Raw genomic sequence first — 19,384 nt, 5'->3', positions numbered from 1 at the left:
GCAGCGTGGAAGGCCCACCGCAGCCATTGCGCGCCGCCGATTTGCCGCTAGGATGCGGGCCCATGAGCGACACCGGCACCAAACCCGTCAAGAAATACCCGGCGATCCATCTGCAGTCCGGCCGCCAGCGGCGCGTCATGCAGGGGCATCCCTGGGTCTATTCCAACGAAGTCCAGATGGACACCACCGCCAAGGCGGTGCCGCCCGGCAGCCCGGTGCGGCTTCTGGACCCCGGCGGGACGCCGCTGGGCATCTATACCTTCAATCCGCACACGCTGATCGCCGCCCGGCTGCTGTCGAGCGACCCGGCGACCGTGGTGGACCAGGCCTTCATCGCCGACCGGCTGCGCCGCGCGGTCGAACTGCGCGACCGGCTGTTCAGCCGTCCCTTCTACCGCGTCGTCCATGCCGAGGCCGACGGGCTGCCCGGGCTGATCGTCGACCGCTTCGACGATGTGGTGACGGTGCAGGCCAACTCCGTTTTCATGGACCGCCGGATTGACGAGATCCTGGCCGCCATCGACGAGGTGATGGCGCCGCGTGCGGTCATCCTGCGCAACGACGGCAGCCAGCGCGCGCTGGAGGGGCTGGCGGAGGAGACCCGGCTGGCCAAGGGCGAGATCGACGGCTCGATCCGCCTTGAAGAAAACGGCGCTACCTTCTTCGCCAACCCGCTGGACGGCCAGAAGACCGGCTGGTTCTACGACCAGCGCGACAACCGCGCCTTCATCGCCTCGCTGGCCAAGGGCGGCCGGGCCATCGACTTCTACAGCTACAATGGTGGCTTCGGCATCCAATGCGCCGTGGCCGGCGCCACCCAGGCGATCGCGGTCGACCGCTCCGCCCTGGCTCTGGAGAACGCCACCCGCGCCGCAGAGGCGAACGGCGTCGCCGACCGCTTCGAGGCGCGCAAGGCCGACGCCTTCCAGGAGATGGAGCGGCTGGGCAGCGCCGGCGAGACCTTCCAGGTGGTGGTCGCCGATCCGCCCGCCTTCGTGAAGTCGAAGAAGGATCTGGCGGCCGGCAGCCGCGCCTACCGCAAGATGGCGCGTCTGGCGGCGAAGATCACCGCCTCCGGTGGCTATCTGCTCTGCGGGTCGTGCAGCCACAATGTCGATCCGCCGACCTTCGCCGAACTGGTCGCCCGCGGTCTGAACGACGCCGGCCGCACCGGCCGTATCCTGCGCAGCGCCGGTGCCGGGCCCGACCATCCGGTCCACCCGCATCTGCCCGAGTCGGCCTATCTGAAGGCGATCGTGCTGCAACTGGACTGAGTGCTGCCGGCCTGAGCATCCAGAGCGGAGGGGCGGACGTACACATGCGGTACGTCCCCCGTACGCCTCCAGCTCCGGCCCTGGCAGTGACACGTACGCCTGCTGACCGGACCACAAGCCCTATCCTGCGAATCCCGCCATCGCCCGCACCTCGGCCGGGCTGCGGCCTTCGTCCCGCAGCGAACGCAGGGACTGGGCGCGGTCGCGCTTGGCCAGCCGCTCGCCCGCCGCGTTCCGCAGCAGACCGTGATGGTGGTAATCGGGGGGGTCGTAACCCAGCAAAGCCTGCAACAGCCGGTGCAGATGGGTGGCGAAGAACAGATCCTCGCCGCGGGTTACCAGAGTCACACCCTGGAGATGATCGTCGACGGTGACGCTGAGGTGATAGCTGGTCGGCGTGTCCTTGCGCGCCAGCACCACATCGCCCAGCAGGTCCGGCGTCGCCGGTTGCCAGCCCCGCGCCCGGTCATGCCAGCGCAGCGGCCCGGTCAGCCGGCAGGCGGCCTCCACATCGAGTCGCAGCGCCCAGGCGTCGCCCCGCTCGATCCGTTCGGCACGCTCGGCGGCGGAGCGGTGGCGGCAGGTGCCGGGATAAAGCGGCCCGTCGGGACCGTGTGGAGCCGCACCGGCCCGCGCGATCTCGGCGGCGATGTCCTTGCGGGTGCAGAAACAGGGATAGAACATGCCCAGCGACTCGAGCCGGGCCAGAGCGGCGCGGAAATCGTCGAAATGGTCTGACTGGCGGCGGATCGGACCGTCCCAGTCGAGGCCGAGCCACGCCAGATCCTCGATCAGGTCGTGCTCGTGGTCCGGACGGCAGCGGTTGGGGTCGATGTCCTCGATCCGCAACAGGAAGCGGCCGGCGGCGCTGCGGGCGGCGGTCCAGCCGAACAGCGCGGAATGGGCATGGCCCAGATGCAGATGCCCGGTGGGGCTGGGGGCGAAGCGGGTGACGAGATCGCTCATTCCCGCTTTATAACGGCTGGCGTGACCTGGATGTAAGCGCAGATCGGAGAGAAGGACGGTTCAGATATAAGGATTGTCGCGGATCGGCTCGACCGGGATCTCTTCGCCTTCCAGATAGAGCGCCAGACGGCGGCGCAGCTCGCGGTCGAACGCATCGATGCGAATCTGACGCTCACGCTCCTCGCGTTCACGGCGCTTCTGGGCGAGGTCGATGATGACGGCGGTCATGGCGGACTTTCCTCGGGGTCGCTTCCGGCCGGTTCGGACCGGCGGGATCGGCTTGGATCAACGAGGCCCACCATCGCGCCGTCATGGTTAACGAGGGGTAAGCGCGCAAGGCATGCGCGACTGTTTTTTGCCGATGTCACAGCCACCGCTGGTGGTGGCGGTTGACCGCATCCACGCCGGCTCCGGCTTGCCCACAGCGCGAAAAAGGTTACACAACGGTGAAGAAATTTGGCCGCACCGGGTCAAGATATTGAGTCCCGGCCCCCGATCCACTATGTATCTGGTTGTCCCGGAGGACGATTCGGCCGCCGGGGCACAGCTGACACGACCCCGCGCACGGTGCCGCAGCAGTGTCGCGTGCCGGGATCCAGACACGGTCTCAGACAAGGGAGTGGCCATTGGCTCCACCACCCGATCACTGTCCGGCTCTGGTGCTGAACGCGGATTTCCGCCCGCTCAGTTACTTCCCCTTGTCGCTATGGTCCTGGCAGGAAGCGGTCAAGGCGGTCTTTCTGGAACGGGTCAACATCGTATCGCACTATGACCGGGTCGTCCGATCCCCAAGTTTCGAAGTCCGGTTACCCAGCGTCATCTCGCTGAAAGAGTTCATCCCGGCCACGCGCCGCCCGGCCTTCACCCGCTTCAACGTCTTCCTGCGCGACCGCTTCACCTGCCAGTATTGTGGCCGCCCCTTCCCCACCCACGACCTGACCTTCGACCATGTGATTCCGCGGTCCCGCGGCGGTCGGACGACGTGGGAAAACGTCATAACATCCTGCTCGGCCTGCAATCTGGCGAAGGGCGACCGCCTTCCCCACGTCTGCGGCATGGTCCCCCTCAGTCCGCCCTTCCAGCCCAGTGCCTACGAGCTGCAAGAGAACGGACGCGCCTTCCCGCCAAACTTCCTCCATGAAAGTTGGCGGGATTTTCTTTACTGGGACTCGGAACTGGACCCGATGTAGGGCTGGCGCCGCGGTGTCAACGGATGGGGGCCGCTGCCGGCCCCTGCATCCGCCGCCTCAAACCCGCCCAATCACACCCGCTCGGCCACCCAGATCACCGCCCGGGTGCCGGCCTTGATCGCCGCCGACAGCAGCGGATAGCCCGCCGCGCGCTCCGCCTCGTTCTGCAATCCGATGTCGCGGTGCTCGACCTCTTCCGCCTGGAACTTGCGGATGCTGTCGGACAGCTCCTGCTCGTCCGGACCCAGATGAGGCAGCTGCGCCTCGTAATGCTCCTCGATCACCTCTTCGACCGCGACGGTGCAGGCCATCGCCGCCCGTTCGCCCAGGATCGCGGTGCCGGCGCCCAGCAGGAAACCGGTGACGTGCCACAGGGGTTGCAGCAGGGTCGGCCGGACCCGGCGCCGGTTCAGCTGCTTTTCGAAATAGTCGAGATGGACCTGTTCCTGCTCGGCCATGTGGCGCAGGGTCTTGCCGTGGCGCCCCTTGCCCATGACGGCGATCTGGCCCTCATAGATGCGCTTGGCGCCATATTCGCCGGCATGGTCGACGCGGACGATGCGGGCCAGCCGGTCGCGCCGCGGCAGGTCGCCAGGCAATGCGCCGGGCAGCGCGCCGTGACGGGAACTGGTGGTGGGAGACGTCGTTTCACTCACAATGCGGTCCTCGACACCGGGGTGCGGGTGTAGGCGATGCGTGCCGCGGCGAAGGCGTAGGCCGCCAGCGCCAGCGAGATCGCCACGTTGTAGCCCGCCATGGAGATCCCGAACAGCGACCACGCCACTTCGTCACAGCGGGTGACCGGGGCGGCCAGCACCTGGGCGCGCAGCGCCTCCAGCGAATTGGCCGCAGCCGAGCCACCACAGGACGAGGTGCCGGCCCACCAATGCTGCTCCACCCCGACATGATAGGCGGCGATGCCGGCACCGGCCAGCAGGGCCAGCCCGCTCACCACCAGCAGCGCGTCGCCCAGCCCCTTCCAGCGGCGGAACAGCCAGGTCACCAGACCCAGCACCATCACCGCCACATAGGGCCAGCGCTGCATGATGCACAGCACGCAGGGTTGGTAGTTCAGCACGAACTGGAAGAACAGGGCCGACAGCAGCACCCCGGCACTGGCCAGCGCCAGCAGCAGGGCGGCGATGCGGGGCTCTTCGAAGGCACGGGAGAGGAAGGGCTTGGTCATCATGGCCGACAAGGTAGCGCGTGCGGGGCCGTTCGGCCAGCCGTCCGCAAGGCCCGCGGCACGCCTGCGACGGCATGACAGGGGCGGCGGGATCGGCAGGGAATAAGCGGTGCCGCGGCAGCGTCGCCGGATGCTGATGCAGCCCGGACCGGGATGGCGAACCGGGATGCCCGGACGCCCGTTCTTTTTGCACTTTCCGTTTCCTGACTGTTGCGCTAGAAGAGGCGTCGCTGCGGGCGTGGTGAAATTGGTAGACGCGCCGGACTCAAAATCCGGTTCCGCAAGGAGTGTCGGTTCGAGTCCGACCGCCCGCACCACCCGATCCTCCTCTTATGGGATCGCGGTTCCGGTCAGCCGGCTGCCTTTTCGGTGAACTGGTCGAATGCTTCGACCGCCTGGGCGGCATACATCACCGACGGCCCGGCGCCCATATAAACGGCCATCCCCATCGTCTCCATCACCTCGTCGCGGGTCGCCCCCTGTTTCATCGCCGCTTCGGCATGAAAGGCGACGCAGCCGTCGCAACGGATCGCCACCGCGATGGCAAGCGCGATCAGTTCCTTGGTCTTGGTGTCCAGCGCATTTGCCTTGAGCGCCGCCTGGGCCATACCGGAAAAGGCCTTCATGACCTCCGGGACGCCGCCGCGCAGATCACGGATGGCGCCGGACAACTCGCCGGTCATCTGCGGCCAGTTCTTGTGCATGGGTCATCTCCTGGGTTCGAAAGGGCGCGCCCTGGACGGCCGGGTCGCCGCTCGTCCGGGACCGCCTTGGCGGAAAGCGAGCTGCGGGCGACATCGCCCCATTGACTTAGCATTAGAATAAACTAATTTACTGGTCAAGGGCAGTCCAATGCCAGCACCTGCCCCGCAATCCCCTTTCAAGGATCGACTCCGATGTTCCTCTGCTCCCTGATGCGACGCCTGTTCCCGACCGCGCAGCCCGACAAGCAGGGCGGCGCCGACGGGAGGATCCTGCAGGTCGATCCGCAGACCGCCATTCAATGGCAGGCCAGGGGCGAGGCGGTGATCGTCGATGTCCGCGAACCGCATGAGCACGCCGCCGGCCATATCCCCGGCGCCATCCTGAACCCGCTGTCGCAGTTCGACCCGTCGCGCGTCCCGGCCGAACCCGGCAAGCATCTGGTTTTCCATTGCCAGGGCGGCAGACGCTGCGGTCCCGCTGCGGAGCGCATGATGGCCGCCGGCCACACCGGCACCATCAATCGTCTGCGCGGCGGCTTTTCCGCCTGGGCCGATGCCGGCGGCCCGGTGGAACGCTGACAAGTCCCCTTCAAAGCCGCTGGCCTGCGCGTCACAGCGGACGTATGTGTCTGTCGGTCACAGACAGATATGCAGGGACCGTCGAATGAAGCCCGCCCCCGTTCCTTCCGCGGACTCTTCCCCCATCGTCGTCGACGAAACCGGACCGCAGAGCTTCACGCTCACCGTGACGTTCGACGGCCAGCGGTTCGAGTGCGGCAGATACATCAGCCGCGCAGCGGCAATGCAAGCCGGCCGGCTTTTCCTTCAACGCAAGGAGGGCGAAGCGGCCAACGGCCGGACGAAACGAAAGCCGGGCAGGAAGTGACGCCCGACATGCCGCCCGATGACGACCGCACCCGCCTTGCCGCCAATGTCGGCGCGGCCATCGCCGTCATGGTCGTTCTTGGTCTGGGATACTGGCTGATGGGCGCCTTGATGCATCAGTCCAAGACCGAGGACTGTCTGCTGGCCCATCGGCGCAGTTGCGGCACGGTCGAGCTGCGATGAGGCTTCCGGCCGCCGGCCCGAAGCCATTGCCGTATCGCCGCCAGCCAGCGACAGGACTGAAATTTAACAGCGCCGTCAATATGGTGCGGGCGGCGGGACTCGAACCCGCATACCTTACGGCGAGGGATTTTAAGTCCCTTGCGTCTACCGGTTTCGCCACGCCCGCGCCCCGGACTCCGCCATTGCAAGCCGATGCTGGCGCACCGGACCGACGACGGCAAAGCTCATGCCCACGAAGCGGTCCCGCGTTGCCCGCGGAGATTGCATACTATGATATGCAACGCACCGTTCCGTGGTCATGACTTAGACAATCGCGGGGCTGTGGGTCAAGGGGCCTTCGCAAAACCGCAGGCATTCCCATATCGCCCATATTGAAGAATGCGCAGCTGGGGCCGGCCCGGACCGGGTCGGGGACGGAAAGGAGACGGCGTGAGCGAGACGCAATGGATGTCGCTGGTGGCGCTGCTGATGGTCGCGGTCCTCGTGGTGCCGGCGGCCCTGCGCCGCAACCGCGGGGTGGTGCTGCGCAATACAGCGTTGTGGCTGGCGCTGATCGTCGCCCTCGTCTGGATTTACGACCGCTTCGGACCGTTCGGCAACTGACAGCGGCCCTGCGCCAGCGTCATGCCGCAGCGTTAGGGGCGGGTGTCCTCGTTCATCGTCATGATGCCGATTCCCATCGACACGCTGCCGAAGGTCAGCATCAGCCCGGCATAGAGCATCACCGTGGCGGTGATGCCGTATTCGCTGCTGCCGATCAGGGTCGCCAGCTTGGCGACGTCGAACCACAACAGCCCGGTCGCCAGCACCACGGCGCCGACGATGCCGGCGAACAGGTGGCGGAGAAGAAACAGCAACGCTGCTTTCTCGAAGCTCTTCATGGCGGGGCTCCCGCGGCGGGCATGGTGCGGATGACAGGAAATTAATGTGGGACCGAATCGGTCCACGGCAATCGATCCGCCGACATATCCCTCGTCAGGGCAGCCGTCATACCCGCCACTACCCTTTCGTACCGACCGTGACGGTCGGCGTGCCGCCAAGACCGCGGATGATCTCCGCCAGCTCGTCGGCCGCACCCGTCACCTCCGCCTCGTCGGTACCGCGCAGCACCAGGCTGACGCCGAAGAAGCCGTTGCGGAAGTAAGGATAGCTGCCGATCTCCAACGCCGGATGGCGGTCCTGCAGGGCCGACAGCTCGGCGGCGATCACGCCCTCGCCCAGTTCGCAGGCCACCGTGCGGGCATGCAGCGCCGGCCCGCCGGCCAGCCGCGGCAGGATGCCGTCCAGCATCGCCCGCATGATGTTGGGCACGCCGGCCATGACGAAGACATTGCCGATCTGGAAGCCCGGCGCCTGGCTGATCGGGTTGTCGATCAGGATGCCGCCGGCCGGGACGTTGGCCATGCGCAGCCGCGCCTCGTTCAGCTGGCCGGCGGCGTAATGACGCTCAAGCCGGGCCATGGCCTCCGGATTGCGCTCCAGCGCCACGCCGAAGGCCTTGGCGACGCAGGCGGCGGTGATGTCGTCGTGGGTCGGACCGATGCCGCCGGTGGTGAAGACGTAGGTGTAGCGGGCGCGCAGGGCGTTGACCGCGGCGACGACCTCCTCCTCCACATCCGGCACCACACGGGCCTCGCGCAGCCGCACGCCGATCTCCGTCAGCTTTTCGGCGATATGTCCCAGGTTGGCGTCCTTGGTGCGGCCCGACAGGATCTCGTTGCCGATCACCAGCACGGCGGCGGTCGGGTTGGTTCCGGTCGGGATTGCGGCGGCTTCGGACGTCATCTGGCGGGGGTCTCCATCGGAACGCCCTTGTCGGGCGGGAAGGCCAAGGGTAGCGTCGCCGCCAAGATGCGCTTTCCCACCCCCCTTCTTCAAGGCCGCCTGATCCGCCGCTACAAGCGGTTCCTTGCCGACGTCCTGCTGGACGGGGTGGAGGTGACGGTGCATGTCCCCAATTCCGGCAGCATGATCGGCCTGGACAGTCCGGGCTCCGCCGTCTGGCTGTCGCGCTCCGACAACCCCAAACGCAAGCTGGCCCACACGCTGGAACTGGTGGAGGCCGCCGCCCCCTGGGGCGAGGGGCTGGTCGGCGTCAACACCGGCCATCCCAACGCCCTGGTCGCCGCCGCGATTTCCGCCGGCACCATCCCGGAGCTGGCCGGCTACGACCGGCTGCGGCGCGAGGTGAAATACGGCCGCAACAGCCGCATCGACGTGCTGCTGGAGGATGATCCGGCCAAGCCCGGAGCCAATCATCTCTCCATGAGGCCTCCCGCCTATGTCGAAGTGAAGAACGTCCATCTGCGCCGCCCCGACGGCCCGCATGGCGACGCCGCCGAGTTTCCGGACTGCGTCACCGTCCGCGGCGCCAAACATCTGGAGGAGATGACGGCGATGGTGGCGCAGGGCTGCCGCGCAGTCATGCTCTACCTTGTCCAGCGCGGCGATTGTTCCCATTTCCGCACGGCGGCCGATCTCGATCCGGCCTATCATGACGGACTGCGCCGCGCACTGGATTCGGGAGTGGAGGCGCTGTGTTGGTCTTGCGCGATCACGCCCGAATCGATTGAATTGGATCGGCCGCTGCCGATCCGGCTTTAGGGTTGCGGCAGCAGGCCTTCGGCATCCGGCTTTTGGTTACCTGGCATAGGGGCTTTCGTCTTGGAACAGGATCACGTCGAATCCAACCGCGTCCGCCTTCATGGTCCGGAGGGATTCGAAGGCATGCGCAAGGCCGGTCGTCTGGCCGCGCTGGCACTGGACTACATCGTCCCCTATGTGCAGCCGGGCGTCACCACCGGCGAGCTTGACCGCCTGCTGGAGCAGTTCATCCGCGACCATGGCGGCATTCCCGCGCCGCTGGGCTATCGCGGTTTTCCGCGCGCCAACTGCATCTCGGTCAACCACGTCGTCTGCCACGGCATTCCCGGGGACAAGCGTCTGGTCGATGGCGACATCCTGAACATCGACGTCACGCCGATCGTCGACGGCTGGTACGGCGACAGCAGCCGCATGTATCTGTGCGGCGATGTCGGCGTGAAGGCGCGCAAGCTGGTCGACATCACCTATGACGCGCTGATGATCGGCATCGCAGCGGTGAAGCCGGGCGCCACGCTGGGCGACATCGGCCACGCCATCCAGACCTTCGCGGAATCCCACCGCTTCTCGGTGGTGCGCGACTTCTGCGGCCACGGCGTCGGCCGCGTCTTCCACGAGCCGCCGTCGGTCCTGCATTACGGCAAGCCGGGCGAAGGTCTGGTCCTGCGGGAAGGCATGATCTTCACCATCGAGCCAATGATCAACACCGGCCGTCCGGACGTGAAGATCCTGGGCGACGGCTGGACCGCCGTGACCAAGGACAAGTCGCTGTCCGCCCAGTTCGAACATTCCATCGGCGTGACGGCGAACGGTGCGGAGATCTTCACCCTGTCGCCGGCCGGCTACACGAAACCGCCTTACCCGGTGGAGTGAGGACGAGGGGTATTGTCGAGTGAGTGGCGGGCGCCGTGTCGGGGGATGCGGCGCCCGAGTTATTTATGGCAACCGCCAAGCACTCGATTGACCAGCGCCATAACGGACAGCCGCGCAACACCCTCGAAACGATCAAGGGCCCGGCAATTGCTTGCCGAGCCCTTGAAGAAACTGGTGCCGCAACAGGGATTTGAACCCCGGACCTACTGATTACGAAAACGTTGACTTTATTGGAAGTGCTAAATTTTTCCCATTTCTTCTCATGCTTTACGCCTATGGAATATCAATGGGTTAATGGATATGTGGGAAAGATTGGCGGTTTCCCGTCTGCTGGTCAAGGTTGCACTCTTGACACCCTTTGAACCTTGTCCGGCAACTCGTCCGACAAACTATGTGTCCGGGAAGCCGTCGTCGGGGTTTTTTCCGGACACTTTGGTGCTTGACCGTCAAACAGCGGTATGAAGGAAATTCTGAATAGCAACTTGAACGAGGTCCTGCCCACTGATGACGGCGTGCCTTCGCCGCCCCCCAAAAGGCAGATGCGGATCGCACAGGCTGTCCTCTGTCGCGCGATGCGCTACATCTGGAAGGTCGTTCCCTCTGGCCGTGCTCGATGTCTACTGAATCCCCATTGTCCAATGATCCTCCACCTCATCCTGGTGCCGTGCTGCGCAACCGGGTTCTGCCCGAACTTCGGTTGACGGTGACCCAGGCGGCTCAGGAGTTGGCAATCGCCCGCCAGACGCTCCATCGCGTGTTGGCTGGCAAGGCCGCAGTCACGCCAGAGATGGCGGCCCGTCTGGCCCGGCTCTGCGGCATACCCTCCCACTTCTGGCTCGACCTTCAGCTGGCGCATGATCTCTGGCATGCCCAGCATGCCCTTGCCGATACGCTGGACCGCATCCCAGCGCATGCGCTGCCCGATACCCTCAAAACGGACATCCTGACCCGCCATGGCCGTACCTGATGAACTGCCGCGCAAGGCGCGAACCGGCGTTGCCGGGCTCGATGACATCCTCGCCGGGGGGCTCACCCGTGACCGGGTTTTCCTGCTCGAAGGCAGCCCGGGCACCGGCAAGACCACGGTAGCCCTGCAGTTCCTTCTGGAGGGTGCCGCCGCTGGAGAGACGGGTCTCTACATCACCCTGTCGGAAACCGAGGAGGAGCTACGCGACGCCGCGGCAACGCATAATTGGACGCTTGGCGAGGAGATTTCAGTCTTCGAACTGGTTCCGCCGGAAAGCCTGCTCGACGCGGCCCACCAGCAGAGCTTGCTCTATTCCTCGGACCTGGAACTCGGTGAGACGACCAGGCACCTGTTCGAAGCGATCGAGCGGGTTAAACCGATGCGGATCGTTCTCGACAGCCTGTCGGAAATCCGCCTGCTGGCCCAGGACTCCCTGCGATACCGTCGCCAGATACTCGCTCTCAAGCACTATTTCGCCCGGCATGGCGCCACAGTGCTACTGCTCGACGACCTCACCACCGATACCATGGACAAGACAGTTCACAGCATCGCGCACGGTGTGATCCGCTTGGAGATGGTAACGCCGGCTTACGGGGCGGAGCGGCGGCGGCTGCGCGTGCTCAAGTACCGCGGCCAAGCCTTCCGTGGGGGCTTTCACGACTTCGCCATCACCACCGGCGGCATCCGGGCGTTTCCCCGGCTCATCGCCGCGGAGCACCGCAAGGGATTCACTGGAGAGCGTTTGGCCAGCGGTATCGACGAACTCGATACACTGCTCGGTGGCGGGATGGAACGTGGATCGAGTTCCCTGATCATAGGCCCCGCCGGCACCGGAAAGTCGCTGTTCGCCCTTCAGTTCACCGTTGCCGCCGTCGAGCGGGGGGAGCGGGCTGCGCTGTTCGTCTTCGATGAAGAGCTCGGTTTGCTGTTCGCCCGGACGAGGGCGATGGGCCTTGATCTCGAAGGCTTGCGCGACCGCGGCAGCCTGCTGATCGAACAGGTGGACGCGGCGGAGATGGCGCCCGGCGAGTTCACTCATCGGGTGCGCGCCTGCATCGACCACCATCAGATCCGCACAGTGGTGATCGACAGCCTCAACGGCTATCAGGCGGCGATGCCGGAGGAACAGCTTCTGGTCCTGCACCTGCATGAATTGCTGCTTTACCTGAACCGGCAAGGCGTCACGACCTTCCTCACCATCGCACAGCACGGCCTGATCGGCGACATGCAGGCGCCGGTCGATGTCACCTACCTTGCCGATACCGTCGTGTTGCTACGCTATTTCGAAGCGCTGGGCCGGGTTCGCCGGGCGATTTCAGTGATCAAGAAGCGGGCCGGACCGCATGAAGACACGATCCGCGAATACCGGGTCACCGAGCGGGGCATCATACTCGGACCGCCGCTGGAGGAGTTCCAGGGCGTGTTGCGCGGCGTGCCCGTCTACAGCGGCCAAGGCGGCCCGTTGCTCCAGGACGATCCGGTGTGAGCAGAGTAGAGGCCATGGAGCGTGCGCTGATCCTGGCGCCGCGCGGACGGGATGCCGCCGTCGCATCCGCTCTGTTGGGTGAGGTTGGGATCGCCGCTCAATCCTGTCCCGACCTGATGGCATTGTGCCGTGCGCTGGACGACGGGGTGGGGGTGCTCATCCTGGTCGAGGAGGCCGTGCGCACCGCCGATCTCCAGGGACTCGTCGCCTGGATTGGCGCGCAGCCGCCTTGGTCGGACCTCCCGGTGGTGCTGCTCACCATGCGCGGTGACGGCGCAGAGCGCACGCCGGAAGCGGCCCGCCTGACCGAATTGCTCGGCAACGTCACCTTCATCGAGCGGCCCTTCCACCCGACCACGCTGGTCAGCGTGGTGCGCACCTGCTTGCGCGGACGCCGGCGCCAATATGAGGCTCAGGCACATCTGGTCGAGCGCGACCGCCTCCTGGCCGATTTGGCCAGCGAGCGGGCGCGCTTTGCGACCCTGATCGAGCACCTGCCGGTCGGCGTTTCGCTGATGGACCGGGATGGCCGGATCATGCTGTGCAATCCGGCCTTCGAAGGGTTCGTGCCGGACGCCGTGATCCCATCCCGGCAACCGTACGACGACAACGGCTGGATCGGCCAGGATGAAGATGGACGCCGCTTGACCCGGGATCGGTTTCCCGGAGCGCGGGCTTTGCGCGGCGAAATGGTTCATGGCGTCGAGTTCACGTATCGGCTGCCCGACGGGTCGATGACCTGGATCCGGGTCAGCGGTGTGCCGGTGCGCGATGGCATGGGCCAAGTGGTCGGAGCGCTCGCGGTCATCGTCGACATCGGTGCCCAGAAAGCCGCGCAGGAGGCCCTGCAGCGTCTCACGACGACGCTCGAGGCCACGGTGCAGGAGCGCACCCGGGAATTGGAGGCGACGCTGGAGCGCTTGCGCGCCGAAATGCGCGACCGCGAACGCGCCGAAGAGCAGTTGCGCCAGACGCAGAAACTGGAAACCCTCGGCCAGCTGACCGGCGGCGTTGCGCACGACTTCAACAATCTGCTGATGGCGGTGCTTGGCAACCTGGAACTGCTGCGCAAACGCCTTCCCGACGATCCGGTGACGGAGCGCCTTTTCGATGGGGCCATGCAGGGGGCACAACGTGGGGCGACGCTGACCCAGCGGCTTCTGGCCTTCGCCCGCCGTCAGGATTTGCAGCCACAGGCAGTTGACCTCGTGGGCCTGCTGGAGGGCATGCGAACCTTGCTGGAGCGCTCAGTGGGACCGCGCGTGATGGTGCGGATCGAGGCACCTGCGGCCTTGCCGCCGGCCCTGATCGATCCCAATCAGCTCGAACTGGCGATCTTGAACCTTGCCATCAACTCCCGTGATGCCATGCCGGACGGTGGCACGCTGACCGTGTCGCTGGATGAGGCGCCGGTTTCCGTGGCCTCCGGACTGACGCCAGGCGTCCATCCGCGTCTTTGCGTGCGGGACACCGGCACGGGCATGGATGTGCGGACCCTCACGCGGGCGATCGAGCCGTTCTTCTCGACCAAAGGCATCGGCAAAGGCACCGGGCTCGGCTTGTCGATGGTTCACGGCTTGGCGGTGCAGTCCGGCGGCGCGTTCCGGCTGTCGAGTGTGCCGGGCCAGGGCACGCTCGTGGAACTGTGGTTGCCAAAGGCGACGTCGCCGGTCCGAACGGCCGAGTTGCCGCAGGCTCCGATCACCGCCGCATCCCCTGCCGTGGTCCTCGTGGTCGATGACGATGCGCTGATCGCCATGAGTACCGTGGACATGTTGGCCGATCTTGGACACACGGTCCTTGAAGCGAACTCCGGAACCGACGCGCTCGACCTTCTGCGTAGCGGGCAGGTGGTTGATCTTTTGCTGACGGATTACGCGATGCCGGGCATGACCGGCGTTGAGCTTGCCCAGGCGGCCCGTTCCATAGCGCCGAACCTACCGGTGCTTCTGGCGACGGGCTATGCCGACCTGCCGGAGGGCATCGTCGCCGATCTGCCCCGCCTTACCAAGCCATATACCCAGGCCCAGCTCGCAATGGCCACCGCGAAGCTATTGCCCAAGGCGCCGGCGACGTCTGCGCTTACTGAGCAGAATGAAGGCTTTCATTCAGCCTCACATGCTGGACGGCATCGATGAATAAAACGTCACATATAGATTACGCGAAGGGGATATCGACATCCGTGTCCATCAAAGGGTGGGAAAGCGGACAGCTTGATTACAAGATCCAGGGTTCGCTTCAGCCTGCGGGCGTCCACCCGCATAGCCGGGCACCGGTCAGATTGTGCGCCAATAGCTGCCCAGCTGTGCCGTCGGTGAACACGTCGGCCCTACTGGTGTAAATCGGCCGGAAGGCGGCACAGCCGCCCTCAGTCCCGGCTCCACTGGTCGCGCAGCCGCTCAGCAGCGCCAGCAGGATGCCGGCGCAGATCATCCTCAATCCCATGGCGCACCTCAGCGTTCCGGAGTGCCTGCGTGGTCGACTCGAGGACGGCATCCTGCCGCCCTGCCCGGCGCTGTAGCACGCCGAAGGTGACGATCCCCGCCAGCACCAAGCTGGCGAGGATCAGGCCGGCAGCCACCCGACCCCAGCCGGTGGCGAGGAAGGCCAGCATCAGGCCTCCTTGCGCTGGTCATCCCAACGCCGATAGAGCATCACCGCCACCGCCAACCCCAGTAGAGCGGCCACCGCCCACCCCAGCGCCCCCGACGGCAGCACCTCCAGCAGCTCCTTGATGGCAGTTGAGACGTCGCGTGCCTGGTCCAGCAGGACGGCGACGCCAGCAAGGCCGAGCGCGCCGCCACCGCTGACCGCACTGACCGACCTAGCCATCGGCTTCATCGCCGGTGCCAGCTCGGCAACCCGGCTGAGGGGGTGGACCTCATCCGACAGGAACAGCGCCGCCTCGGCCGCCCGGCGCTTGACCAGGCCGGGCATGACCTTGCCGGCGCCGCGGGTCCATTTGGCGAACTCGGCCGCGGCGCCGGCGGCGTCACCGGCGTTCAGCTTCCGCAGCAGGGTGGAGGGCTGACCGCCCTTCAGGGTGACGAACCCGTCCTTGCCGACGTCTTTGCCTTTGGCCTTCCGGCCAGCACCGATGTTCATGACGAAGGCCACCAGCGCCCCGCGCTGGTTGTCGGTCAGCTCGACGGTGACGGCGCGGTCGACCACCGCCGCGGCGGCGTCCAGATCGGCCTGCAGCAGCTGCTCGGCCTGCGCCCCGGTGATGCGCAGGCCCGGCCGAACGTCCGGGCCGGTGTGACCGTAGCCGATCGTCCAGGGAGCGCCACCGGTGGCGGGATCCGGGTAGGCGGTGAGGCAGAGGCCTTCGGCCTCCTTCACCAGGTCGACGGCAGCTTGCGGGATGGCACGCATGAGGATCCTCCGGGCATGAAAAAGGCCGCTCGCGGCGGCCGGGTCGGTCAAGGTTGGAGTGTTGTCGCGGCCGATCAGGCCGGCGGTGCGCCCAAAGCCATGCGCTCACGCCAGAAGGCGAGGTGCGCCTCCCAAGCCTTGCGGCAGTGGTTGGTCTCCCCGGTGACGTGCCGGTTGAGCCAGTTGACGACGGCCACCCGGCGGGCACCCCATCGGCGGGCGCGCGGCGTGGCACCGAAAGCGGCCAGCTCGTAGGAGGCGGCGCTGAATGTCATCTCGCGCTGCCCGCCGGCCAGCACATTCAGCAGGCAGGACAGCAGGGACAGGAACTCTCCGACCATGCTCAGGCCTCAATCGTGGCGGCTTGGCGGAACAGGTCATCGAGCTGGGCCGCGGTGAAGCCCAGAGTCTCGGCCATGCTGTTGACCAGCGTACCGGTACGGGTCAGCTCGTTGGCGTATTCCCACGCCTGCCGGGCCGTGGCGTTGGCCGGCAGCGCCAGCAGGGCATCGTTGACCCGGTCGAACAGGCCGGCGGCCAGCAGCACCGCACGCGCCTGGAAATTGGTCACCGCCTGGGGCACCGGCGGCTTGGCCGCCTCGATCTCGGCCGGGGGGAGGGCGATCAGCCGATACGCCACCCGCACCGAGTCGGCATCGACCGTCCATTGGTCCATCGGCAGCGCTTCGGCCCGCTTGCCCTCTTCCACCGGCTTTTCGTCGATCAGCGGCAGCGGTGTCCAGCCGGGACACAGGGACGCCCAATCCTCGGCCGACCAATGCCGCCACGCTTCGGCCGGGTGCTGGATGCCACCGGGACCGACGAAGGCGGTCTCGGTGGCGTACACGGCGAAGGACCCGTCATCACGCACCAGCGCCACGGGAAACACGATCATGAACCCCCTCCATCTGAAGGACCGTTTCAGTATTCGACGTAGACGAAGCCCGGAGCCCCCTGCCCCGGCGTGGTGCCGCTGCCGCCCTGCGCGCCAGGGCCTGCGCCATTGATCAGGACACCGCCGGCACCACCACCGGGACCGGATCCTCCGGTGTCGTCACCGCCACCGCCGCCGGCGCCGTATCCGGTGCCCCCAGAGCTATTCGAGGTTGGGGTTCCGTTCAGGCCGCCCGGCCCACCTGGACCACCTGAGATGCTGCCGATCAGCAGGTTTGTCGGTGGGGAGAAGGCGCGGCCGGTGCCTGGACTGCCGCCGGGGCCAATGGCGTTTCCACCGTTGGATCCCGGAGCGCCCCCGGTGCCGCCCGTACCGCCACCACCAGATCCGGCGCCGCCACCGCCCAGACCATTGCCGCCACGGCTCCCGCCATCGGCGGTTTGGCCGGCTTCGCCGGAACTGACGGACCATGTGTGGAACGACGACGCCGTATCGCTTCCCCCGACGACGATGGTCACCGGGCCAGCCGGGATCGTGACGTTGGTGAGCAACAGATCATAGCCAGACCCGCCACCGCCGGCGGCGCCGTTCCCCTGGCCCTGCCCGCCCCGCGCACCGCCGGCGACCATATAGACGCGCTTGATGGTGGTTGTTCCGAAATCGAAGCTTTGCGAGCCCGTCGCGGTGAACAGCTTGTATTGGGCCGATGAACCCATAAACAGGGGATCGAAACCGAACATGCTCAGGCTCCCCTGACGATGCTGTAGTAGAACTTCCCGTCGCTGTAGACTTTGCCAACCGCGAAGTTCGTTTTTCCCGCACCCGTGTTTGCAGAGGTGCCGCCCACATTGACGCAGTTGCCGCCGAAGGACATCACCCGGCCGCCCGTGTTGTCCTGCGTCCACTTGATAGAGATTTGCTGCGCCTTGCCTGCCCCCGGCACCCCGGTCGGGTTGCCGATGACAGCCGCGGCGGAGATGGTGCCACAATCGAACTCCACCCCGGCTGCGCAGTCCGGAGTGAACACACCGCCCGCATTGGTCAGGGTGACCACCGACACGGTCATACCCCTGTAGAAGTGCAGCACACCGTTGGCCGCCGTGCGGAATACCTCGACGCCGGACACCACGAAGCCCAGCACTCCGGCAGCCGAGCGGTAGAAGCCGCTCGTTGCCTCGCCGATCCGCAGGCCCAGGTTGCCAGTATCCACCCCGGCAAAGGTCTGCAGCCAACCGGTCAGCGTACCGCCGACCTTCGCAAGATAGGTCGCCGGGTCGAAGGTCTGCGCCGCAGCGGCAGAGGCCGCCGCCGCCGATGCGCTGGTGACCGCATTCCCGGCACTGGTGGATGCTGCCGACGCACTCGCCGCAGCCTCGCCGGCCTTCGTCGTCGCGGTCGATGCGGACCCGGCTGCGGCCGTCGCGGAACCGGCAGCCTCCCCTGCCTTGGTCGTGGCGATTCCCGCCTGCTGCGTTGCTGTCGTGGCGGAACCTGCCGCGTTGCCTTCGCTGGTGGCCGCCGCCAGCTTGGAGGCGTTGGCCGCAGTGGCACTGCCGGATGCGGCCGAGGCACTACCGGCCGCAGCGGTGGCCGAGCCCGCGGCGTTGCCCGCGCTGGTGGCCGCCGCGACCTTGGAGGCATTGGCCGCAGTGGCACTGCCAGCCGCGGCGGAAGCGGATGCAGCGGCGTTCCCCTCGCTGGTGGAGGCCGCGCTCAGAGCATCGCCCACGCCGGTGCCCACCGTGCCGATGTCCTGGATGCAGGGATCCCAGTTGTCGGCCATGCCACCCACACCGGTGAGGCCGCCCGGGTTCTGCGCCGTCTTCTCATCGCCGTTGTAGTAGGTCAGCAGCCGCTGGGCCGCTGCCAGCATGTTGGCCAACGTCGTCATGTCGTCACCTCACCAAGGGAAATCGTGGCGGCGCTGTGCAGGTCGTTCAGGTACTTCTGGCTGAAGTCCTCAATGACCTGGAAAAGCCCGCCGTAGCGGTAGCAGTCGAAGGCGCTGTCGGTGTCCGGCAGCCACACCGCCGGACGGTCGGCGTCGAGGAAGTTGACCAGGTCGAACAGGCGGTCGCGGTCGCCGGCCTCGTTGACCGTGCGGTCCAGCGTGGCGGTGCGCCGGCCGCGGCCGGGCTCCACCGCCACACCACCGCCGGCCAGCTCGGTCACCTTGCCGCCGCGGCGGTAGCCTTCGGCCGACGCGCCGATATGGCGGTCGAATGCCAGGCTGTCGCCGGCCCAGCCGAACCCGATGCGATAGGCCTGTTCGGTGGTGCTGTAGCGGCTGCCGGCCACCCGGTAGGCCGGGCCGTAGATCGTCCAGCGCAGCACCTGCGCGCTGCACAGCGGCATCGTCACATGGATGTTCGTCGGGTAGCGCAGGAACTCCCGCGCGCCCAGCTGGCCCAGCACGGTGTTCTCCCCGCCGAAGCGCAGGGTCTTCGGATCGTAGAGCCCGGGCAGCACCAGGCGGTCGATGCCGCTGGCATGCTGGGTGGTGAAGGCCAGCGCGGTCCGGGCGCTGGTCTTGAAGGCCTCCAGCCGGATGCGGCCGGTCTTCCACAGGTTGGTGCGGTAGAGCCCGGCATAGGTCAGGTCGACCGGCCGCTCCCACTCCCACTCCAGCACCACCGGTTCGTCCCGGGTGCCGATCCGGGTGGACACCGCGGCATCCACAAGCGGCAGCGTCTTCAGCGCATCGAGCGGCGCCGTTGCCGCCCAGTCGGCAGCCGTGCCGGTGATTGCGCAATCCTGTTCCGACAGCTCGTTGATATGGGCCAACAGTCCGGTGGCCAT

General features: G+C 66.7%; 25 protein-coding genes and 2 tRNA genes. 12 read left to right on the top strand and 15 right to left on the bottom strand.

Features of this window, described 5'->3' with window-relative positions; all coding sequences use genetic code 11:
* The first annotated feature begins 62 nt into the window (after positions 1–62).
* Positions 63–1,274: a class I SAM-dependent rRNA methyltransferase gene (locus tag GBZ48_RS21795; RefSeq protein ID WP_174472921.1), complete on the top strand. Its 1,212-nt coding sequence runs from the start codon at positions 63–65 to the stop codon at positions 1,272–1,274.
* Between the two features lie 120 nt (positions 1,275–1,394).
* Here GBZ48_RS21795 and gluQRS read toward each other — a convergent pair whose 3' ends face one another.
* Both gluQRS and GBZ48_RS21785 read right to left on the bottom strand, forming a co-directional pair.
* On the bottom strand, positions 1,395–2,240 hold the full coding sequence (gluQRS, locus tag GBZ48_RS21790; protein ID WP_174472920.1) for a tRNA glutamyl-Q(34) synthetase GluQRS: 846 nt from the start codon (positions 2,238–2,240) through the stop codon (positions 1,395–1,397).
* Positions 2,241–2,300: 60 nt separating this feature from the next.
* On the bottom strand, positions 2,301–2,468 hold the full coding sequence (locus tag GBZ48_RS21785; RefSeq protein WP_014248815.1) for a hypothetical protein: 168 nt from the start codon (positions 2,466–2,468) through the stop codon (positions 2,301–2,303).
* 398 nt (positions 2,469–2,866) lie between these two features.
* On the opposite strand from GBZ48_RS21785, the gene GBZ48_RS21780 reads away from it, so the two are divergent.
* On the top strand, positions 2,867–3,430 hold the full coding sequence (locus tag GBZ48_RS21780; RefSeq protein ID WP_174472919.1) for an HNH endonuclease: 564 nt from the start codon (positions 2,867–2,869) through the stop codon (positions 3,428–3,430).
* Positions 3,431–3,501: 71 nt separating this feature from the next.
* Here GBZ48_RS21780 and GBZ48_RS21775 read toward each other — a convergent pair whose 3' ends face one another.
* Complete coding sequence (locus GBZ48_RS21775) at positions 3,502–4,086, bottom strand: demethoxyubiquinone hydroxylase family protein (protein ID WP_174472918.1); 585 nt, start codon at positions 4,084–4,086, stop codon at positions 3,502–3,504.
* Complete coding sequence (locus tag GBZ48_RS21770; RefSeq protein WP_246307370.1) at positions 4,083–4,619, bottom strand: disulfide bond formation protein B; 537 nt, start codon at positions 4,617–4,619, stop codon at positions 4,083–4,085. The genes GBZ48_RS21775 and GBZ48_RS21770 overlap by 4 nt, the downstream gene beginning before the upstream one ends.
* A gap of 229 nt (positions 4,620–4,848) precedes the next feature.
* On the opposite strand from GBZ48_RS21770, the gene GBZ48_RS21765 reads away from it, so the two are divergent.
* Positions 4,849–4,933 (top strand) — tRNA-Leu (locus GBZ48_RS21765).
* 33 nt (positions 4,934–4,966) lie between these two features.
* Here the strand turns inward: GBZ48_RS21765 and GBZ48_RS21760 are convergent.
* Positions 4,967–5,320: a carboxymuconolactone decarboxylase family protein gene (locus GBZ48_RS21760; protein WP_174472917.1), complete on the bottom strand. Its 354-nt coding sequence runs from the start codon at positions 5,318–5,320 to the stop codon at positions 4,967–4,969.
* Positions 5,321–5,512: 192 nt separating this feature from the next.
* On the opposite strand from GBZ48_RS21760, the gene GBZ48_RS21755 reads away from it, so the two are divergent.
* From GBZ48_RS21755 to GBZ48_RS21745, 3 genes are all read left to right on the top strand, one after another.
* Positions 5,513–5,899, top strand: coding sequence for a rhodanese-like domain-containing protein (locus tag GBZ48_RS21755; RefSeq protein ID WP_174472916.1), 387 nt, complete (start codon positions 5,513–5,515; stop codon positions 5,897–5,899).
* Positions 5,900–5,984: 85 nt separating this feature from the next.
* Complete coding sequence (locus tag GBZ48_RS21750) at positions 5,985–6,206, top strand: hypothetical protein (protein WP_174472915.1); 222 nt, start codon at positions 5,985–5,987, stop codon at positions 6,204–6,206.
* An 8-nt stretch (positions 6,207–6,214) separates the two neighbouring features.
* Positions 6,215–6,388: a hypothetical protein gene (locus tag GBZ48_RS21745; protein ID WP_174472914.1), complete on the top strand. Its 174-nt coding sequence runs from the start codon at positions 6,215–6,217 to the stop codon at positions 6,386–6,388.
* 81 nt (positions 6,389–6,469) lie between these two features.
* Here GBZ48_RS21745 and GBZ48_RS21740 read toward each other — a convergent pair.
* A tRNA-Leu gene (locus GBZ48_RS21740) sits at positions 6,470–6,554 on the bottom strand.
* Between the two features lie 263 nt (positions 6,555–6,817).
* On the opposite strand from GBZ48_RS21740, the gene GBZ48_RS21735 reads away from it, so the two are divergent.
* Positions 6,818–6,991: a hypothetical protein gene (locus tag GBZ48_RS21735; protein ID WP_174472913.1), complete on the top strand. Its 174-nt coding sequence runs from the start codon at positions 6,818–6,820 to the stop codon at positions 6,989–6,991.
* 32 nt (positions 6,992–7,023) lie between these two features.
* Here the strand turns inward: GBZ48_RS21735 and GBZ48_RS21730 are convergent, their stop codons facing one another.
* Positions 7,024–7,269, bottom strand: a complete 246-nt coding sequence (locus tag GBZ48_RS21730) for a hypothetical protein (protein WP_149234513.1) — start codon at positions 7,267–7,269, stop codon at positions 7,024–7,026.
* A gap of 118 nt (positions 7,270–7,387) precedes the next feature.
* Positions 7,388–8,173 carry a competence/damage-inducible protein A gene (locus GBZ48_RS21725; RefSeq protein ID WP_174472912.1) on the bottom strand — a complete coding sequence of 262 codons (786 nt, stop codon included), beginning with the start codon at positions 8,171–8,173 and terminating at the stop codon, positions 7,388–7,390.
* A 66-nt stretch (positions 8,174–8,239) separates the two neighbouring features.
* Between GBZ48_RS21725 and sfsA the strand changes: the two genes are divergently transcribed.
* From sfsA to GBZ48_RS21700, 5 genes are all read left to right on the top strand, one after another.
* Complete coding sequence (gene sfsA / locus GBZ48_RS21720; RefSeq protein WP_174472933.1) at positions 8,240–8,992, top strand: DNA/RNA nuclease SfsA; 753 nt, start codon at positions 8,240–8,242, stop codon at positions 8,990–8,992.
* A gap of 60 nt (positions 8,993–9,052) precedes the next feature.
* The gene (map, locus tag GBZ48_RS21715) at positions 9,053–9,862 is read left to right on the top strand and encodes a type I methionyl aminopeptidase (RefSeq protein ID WP_174472911.1); all 810 of its coding nucleotides are present in this window, start codon (positions 9,053–9,055) and stop codon (positions 9,860–9,862) included.
* Positions 9,863–10,475: 613 nt separating this feature from the next.
* Positions 10,476–10,829 (top strand): HigA family addiction module antitoxin, encoded by a 354-nt coding sequence (locus tag GBZ48_RS21710; RefSeq protein ID WP_174472910.1) that lies wholly within the window; start codon positions 10,476–10,478, stop codon positions 10,827–10,829.
* Complete coding sequence (locus GBZ48_RS21705) at positions 10,816–12,315, top strand: ATPase domain-containing protein (RefSeq protein ID WP_174472909.1); 1,500 nt, start codon at positions 10,816–10,818, stop codon at positions 12,313–12,315. Before GBZ48_RS21710 ends, GBZ48_RS21705 begins: the two co-directional genes overlap by 14 nt.
* 14 nt (positions 12,316–12,329) lie before the next feature.
* Positions 12,330–14,453 carry a response regulator gene (locus tag GBZ48_RS21700; RefSeq protein WP_174472908.1) on the top strand — a complete coding sequence of 708 codons (2,124 nt, stop codon included), beginning with the start codon at positions 12,330–12,332 and terminating at the stop codon, positions 14,451–14,453.
* A 230-nt stretch (positions 14,454–14,683) separates the two neighbouring features.
* Here GBZ48_RS21700 and GBZ48_RS21695 read toward each other — a convergent pair whose 3' ends face one another.
* From GBZ48_RS21695 to GBZ48_RS21665, 7 genes are all read right to left on the bottom strand, one after another.
* On the bottom strand, positions 14,684–14,929 hold the full coding sequence (locus GBZ48_RS21695) for a hypothetical protein (RefSeq protein WP_174472907.1): 246 nt from the start codon (positions 14,927–14,929) through the stop codon (positions 14,684–14,686).
* A complete protein-coding gene (locus GBZ48_RS36955; protein ID WP_174472906.1) occupies positions 14,929–15,690 on the bottom strand; it encodes a glycoside hydrolase family protein in 762 nt (253 codons plus the stop codon). Before GBZ48_RS36955 ends, GBZ48_RS21695 begins: the two co-directional genes overlap by 1 nt.
* Before the next feature lie 74 nt (positions 15,691–15,764).
* Complete coding sequence (locus GBZ48_RS21685; RefSeq protein WP_174472905.1) at positions 15,765–16,031, bottom strand: hypothetical protein; 267 nt, start codon at positions 16,029–16,031, stop codon at positions 15,765–15,767.
* 2 nt (positions 16,032–16,033) lie between these two features.
* Positions 16,034–16,585 (bottom strand): hypothetical protein, encoded by a 552-nt coding sequence (locus tag GBZ48_RS21680; RefSeq protein WP_174472904.1) that lies wholly within the window; start codon positions 16,583–16,585, stop codon positions 16,034–16,036.
* Between the two features lie 26 nt (positions 16,586–16,611).
* Positions 16,612–17,325: a hypothetical protein gene (locus GBZ48_RS36770; protein ID WP_174472903.1), complete on the bottom strand. Its 714-nt coding sequence runs from the start codon at positions 17,323–17,325 to the stop codon at positions 16,612–16,614.
* A 2-nt stretch (positions 17,326–17,327) separates the two neighbouring features.
* Entirely contained in the window at positions 17,328–18,476 is a 1,149-nt protein-coding gene (locus GBZ48_RS21670; protein ID WP_174472902.1) for a hypothetical protein, read from the bottom strand.
* Entirely contained in the window at positions 18,473–19,384 is a 912-nt protein-coding gene (locus tag GBZ48_RS21665) for a hypothetical protein (protein ID WP_174472901.1), read from the bottom strand. The genes GBZ48_RS21670 and GBZ48_RS21665 overlap by 4 nt, the downstream gene beginning before the upstream one ends.

It is taken from the genome of Azospirillum melinis (genome assembly GCF_013340935.1).
Taxonomy (GTDB): Bacteria; Pseudomonadota; Alphaproteobacteria; order Azospirillales; family Azospirillaceae; genus Azospirillum; species Azospirillum melinis.
Note: the sequence above shows the minus strand (reverse complement) of the source record. Positions and strands in the feature narration are given on the sequence as shown.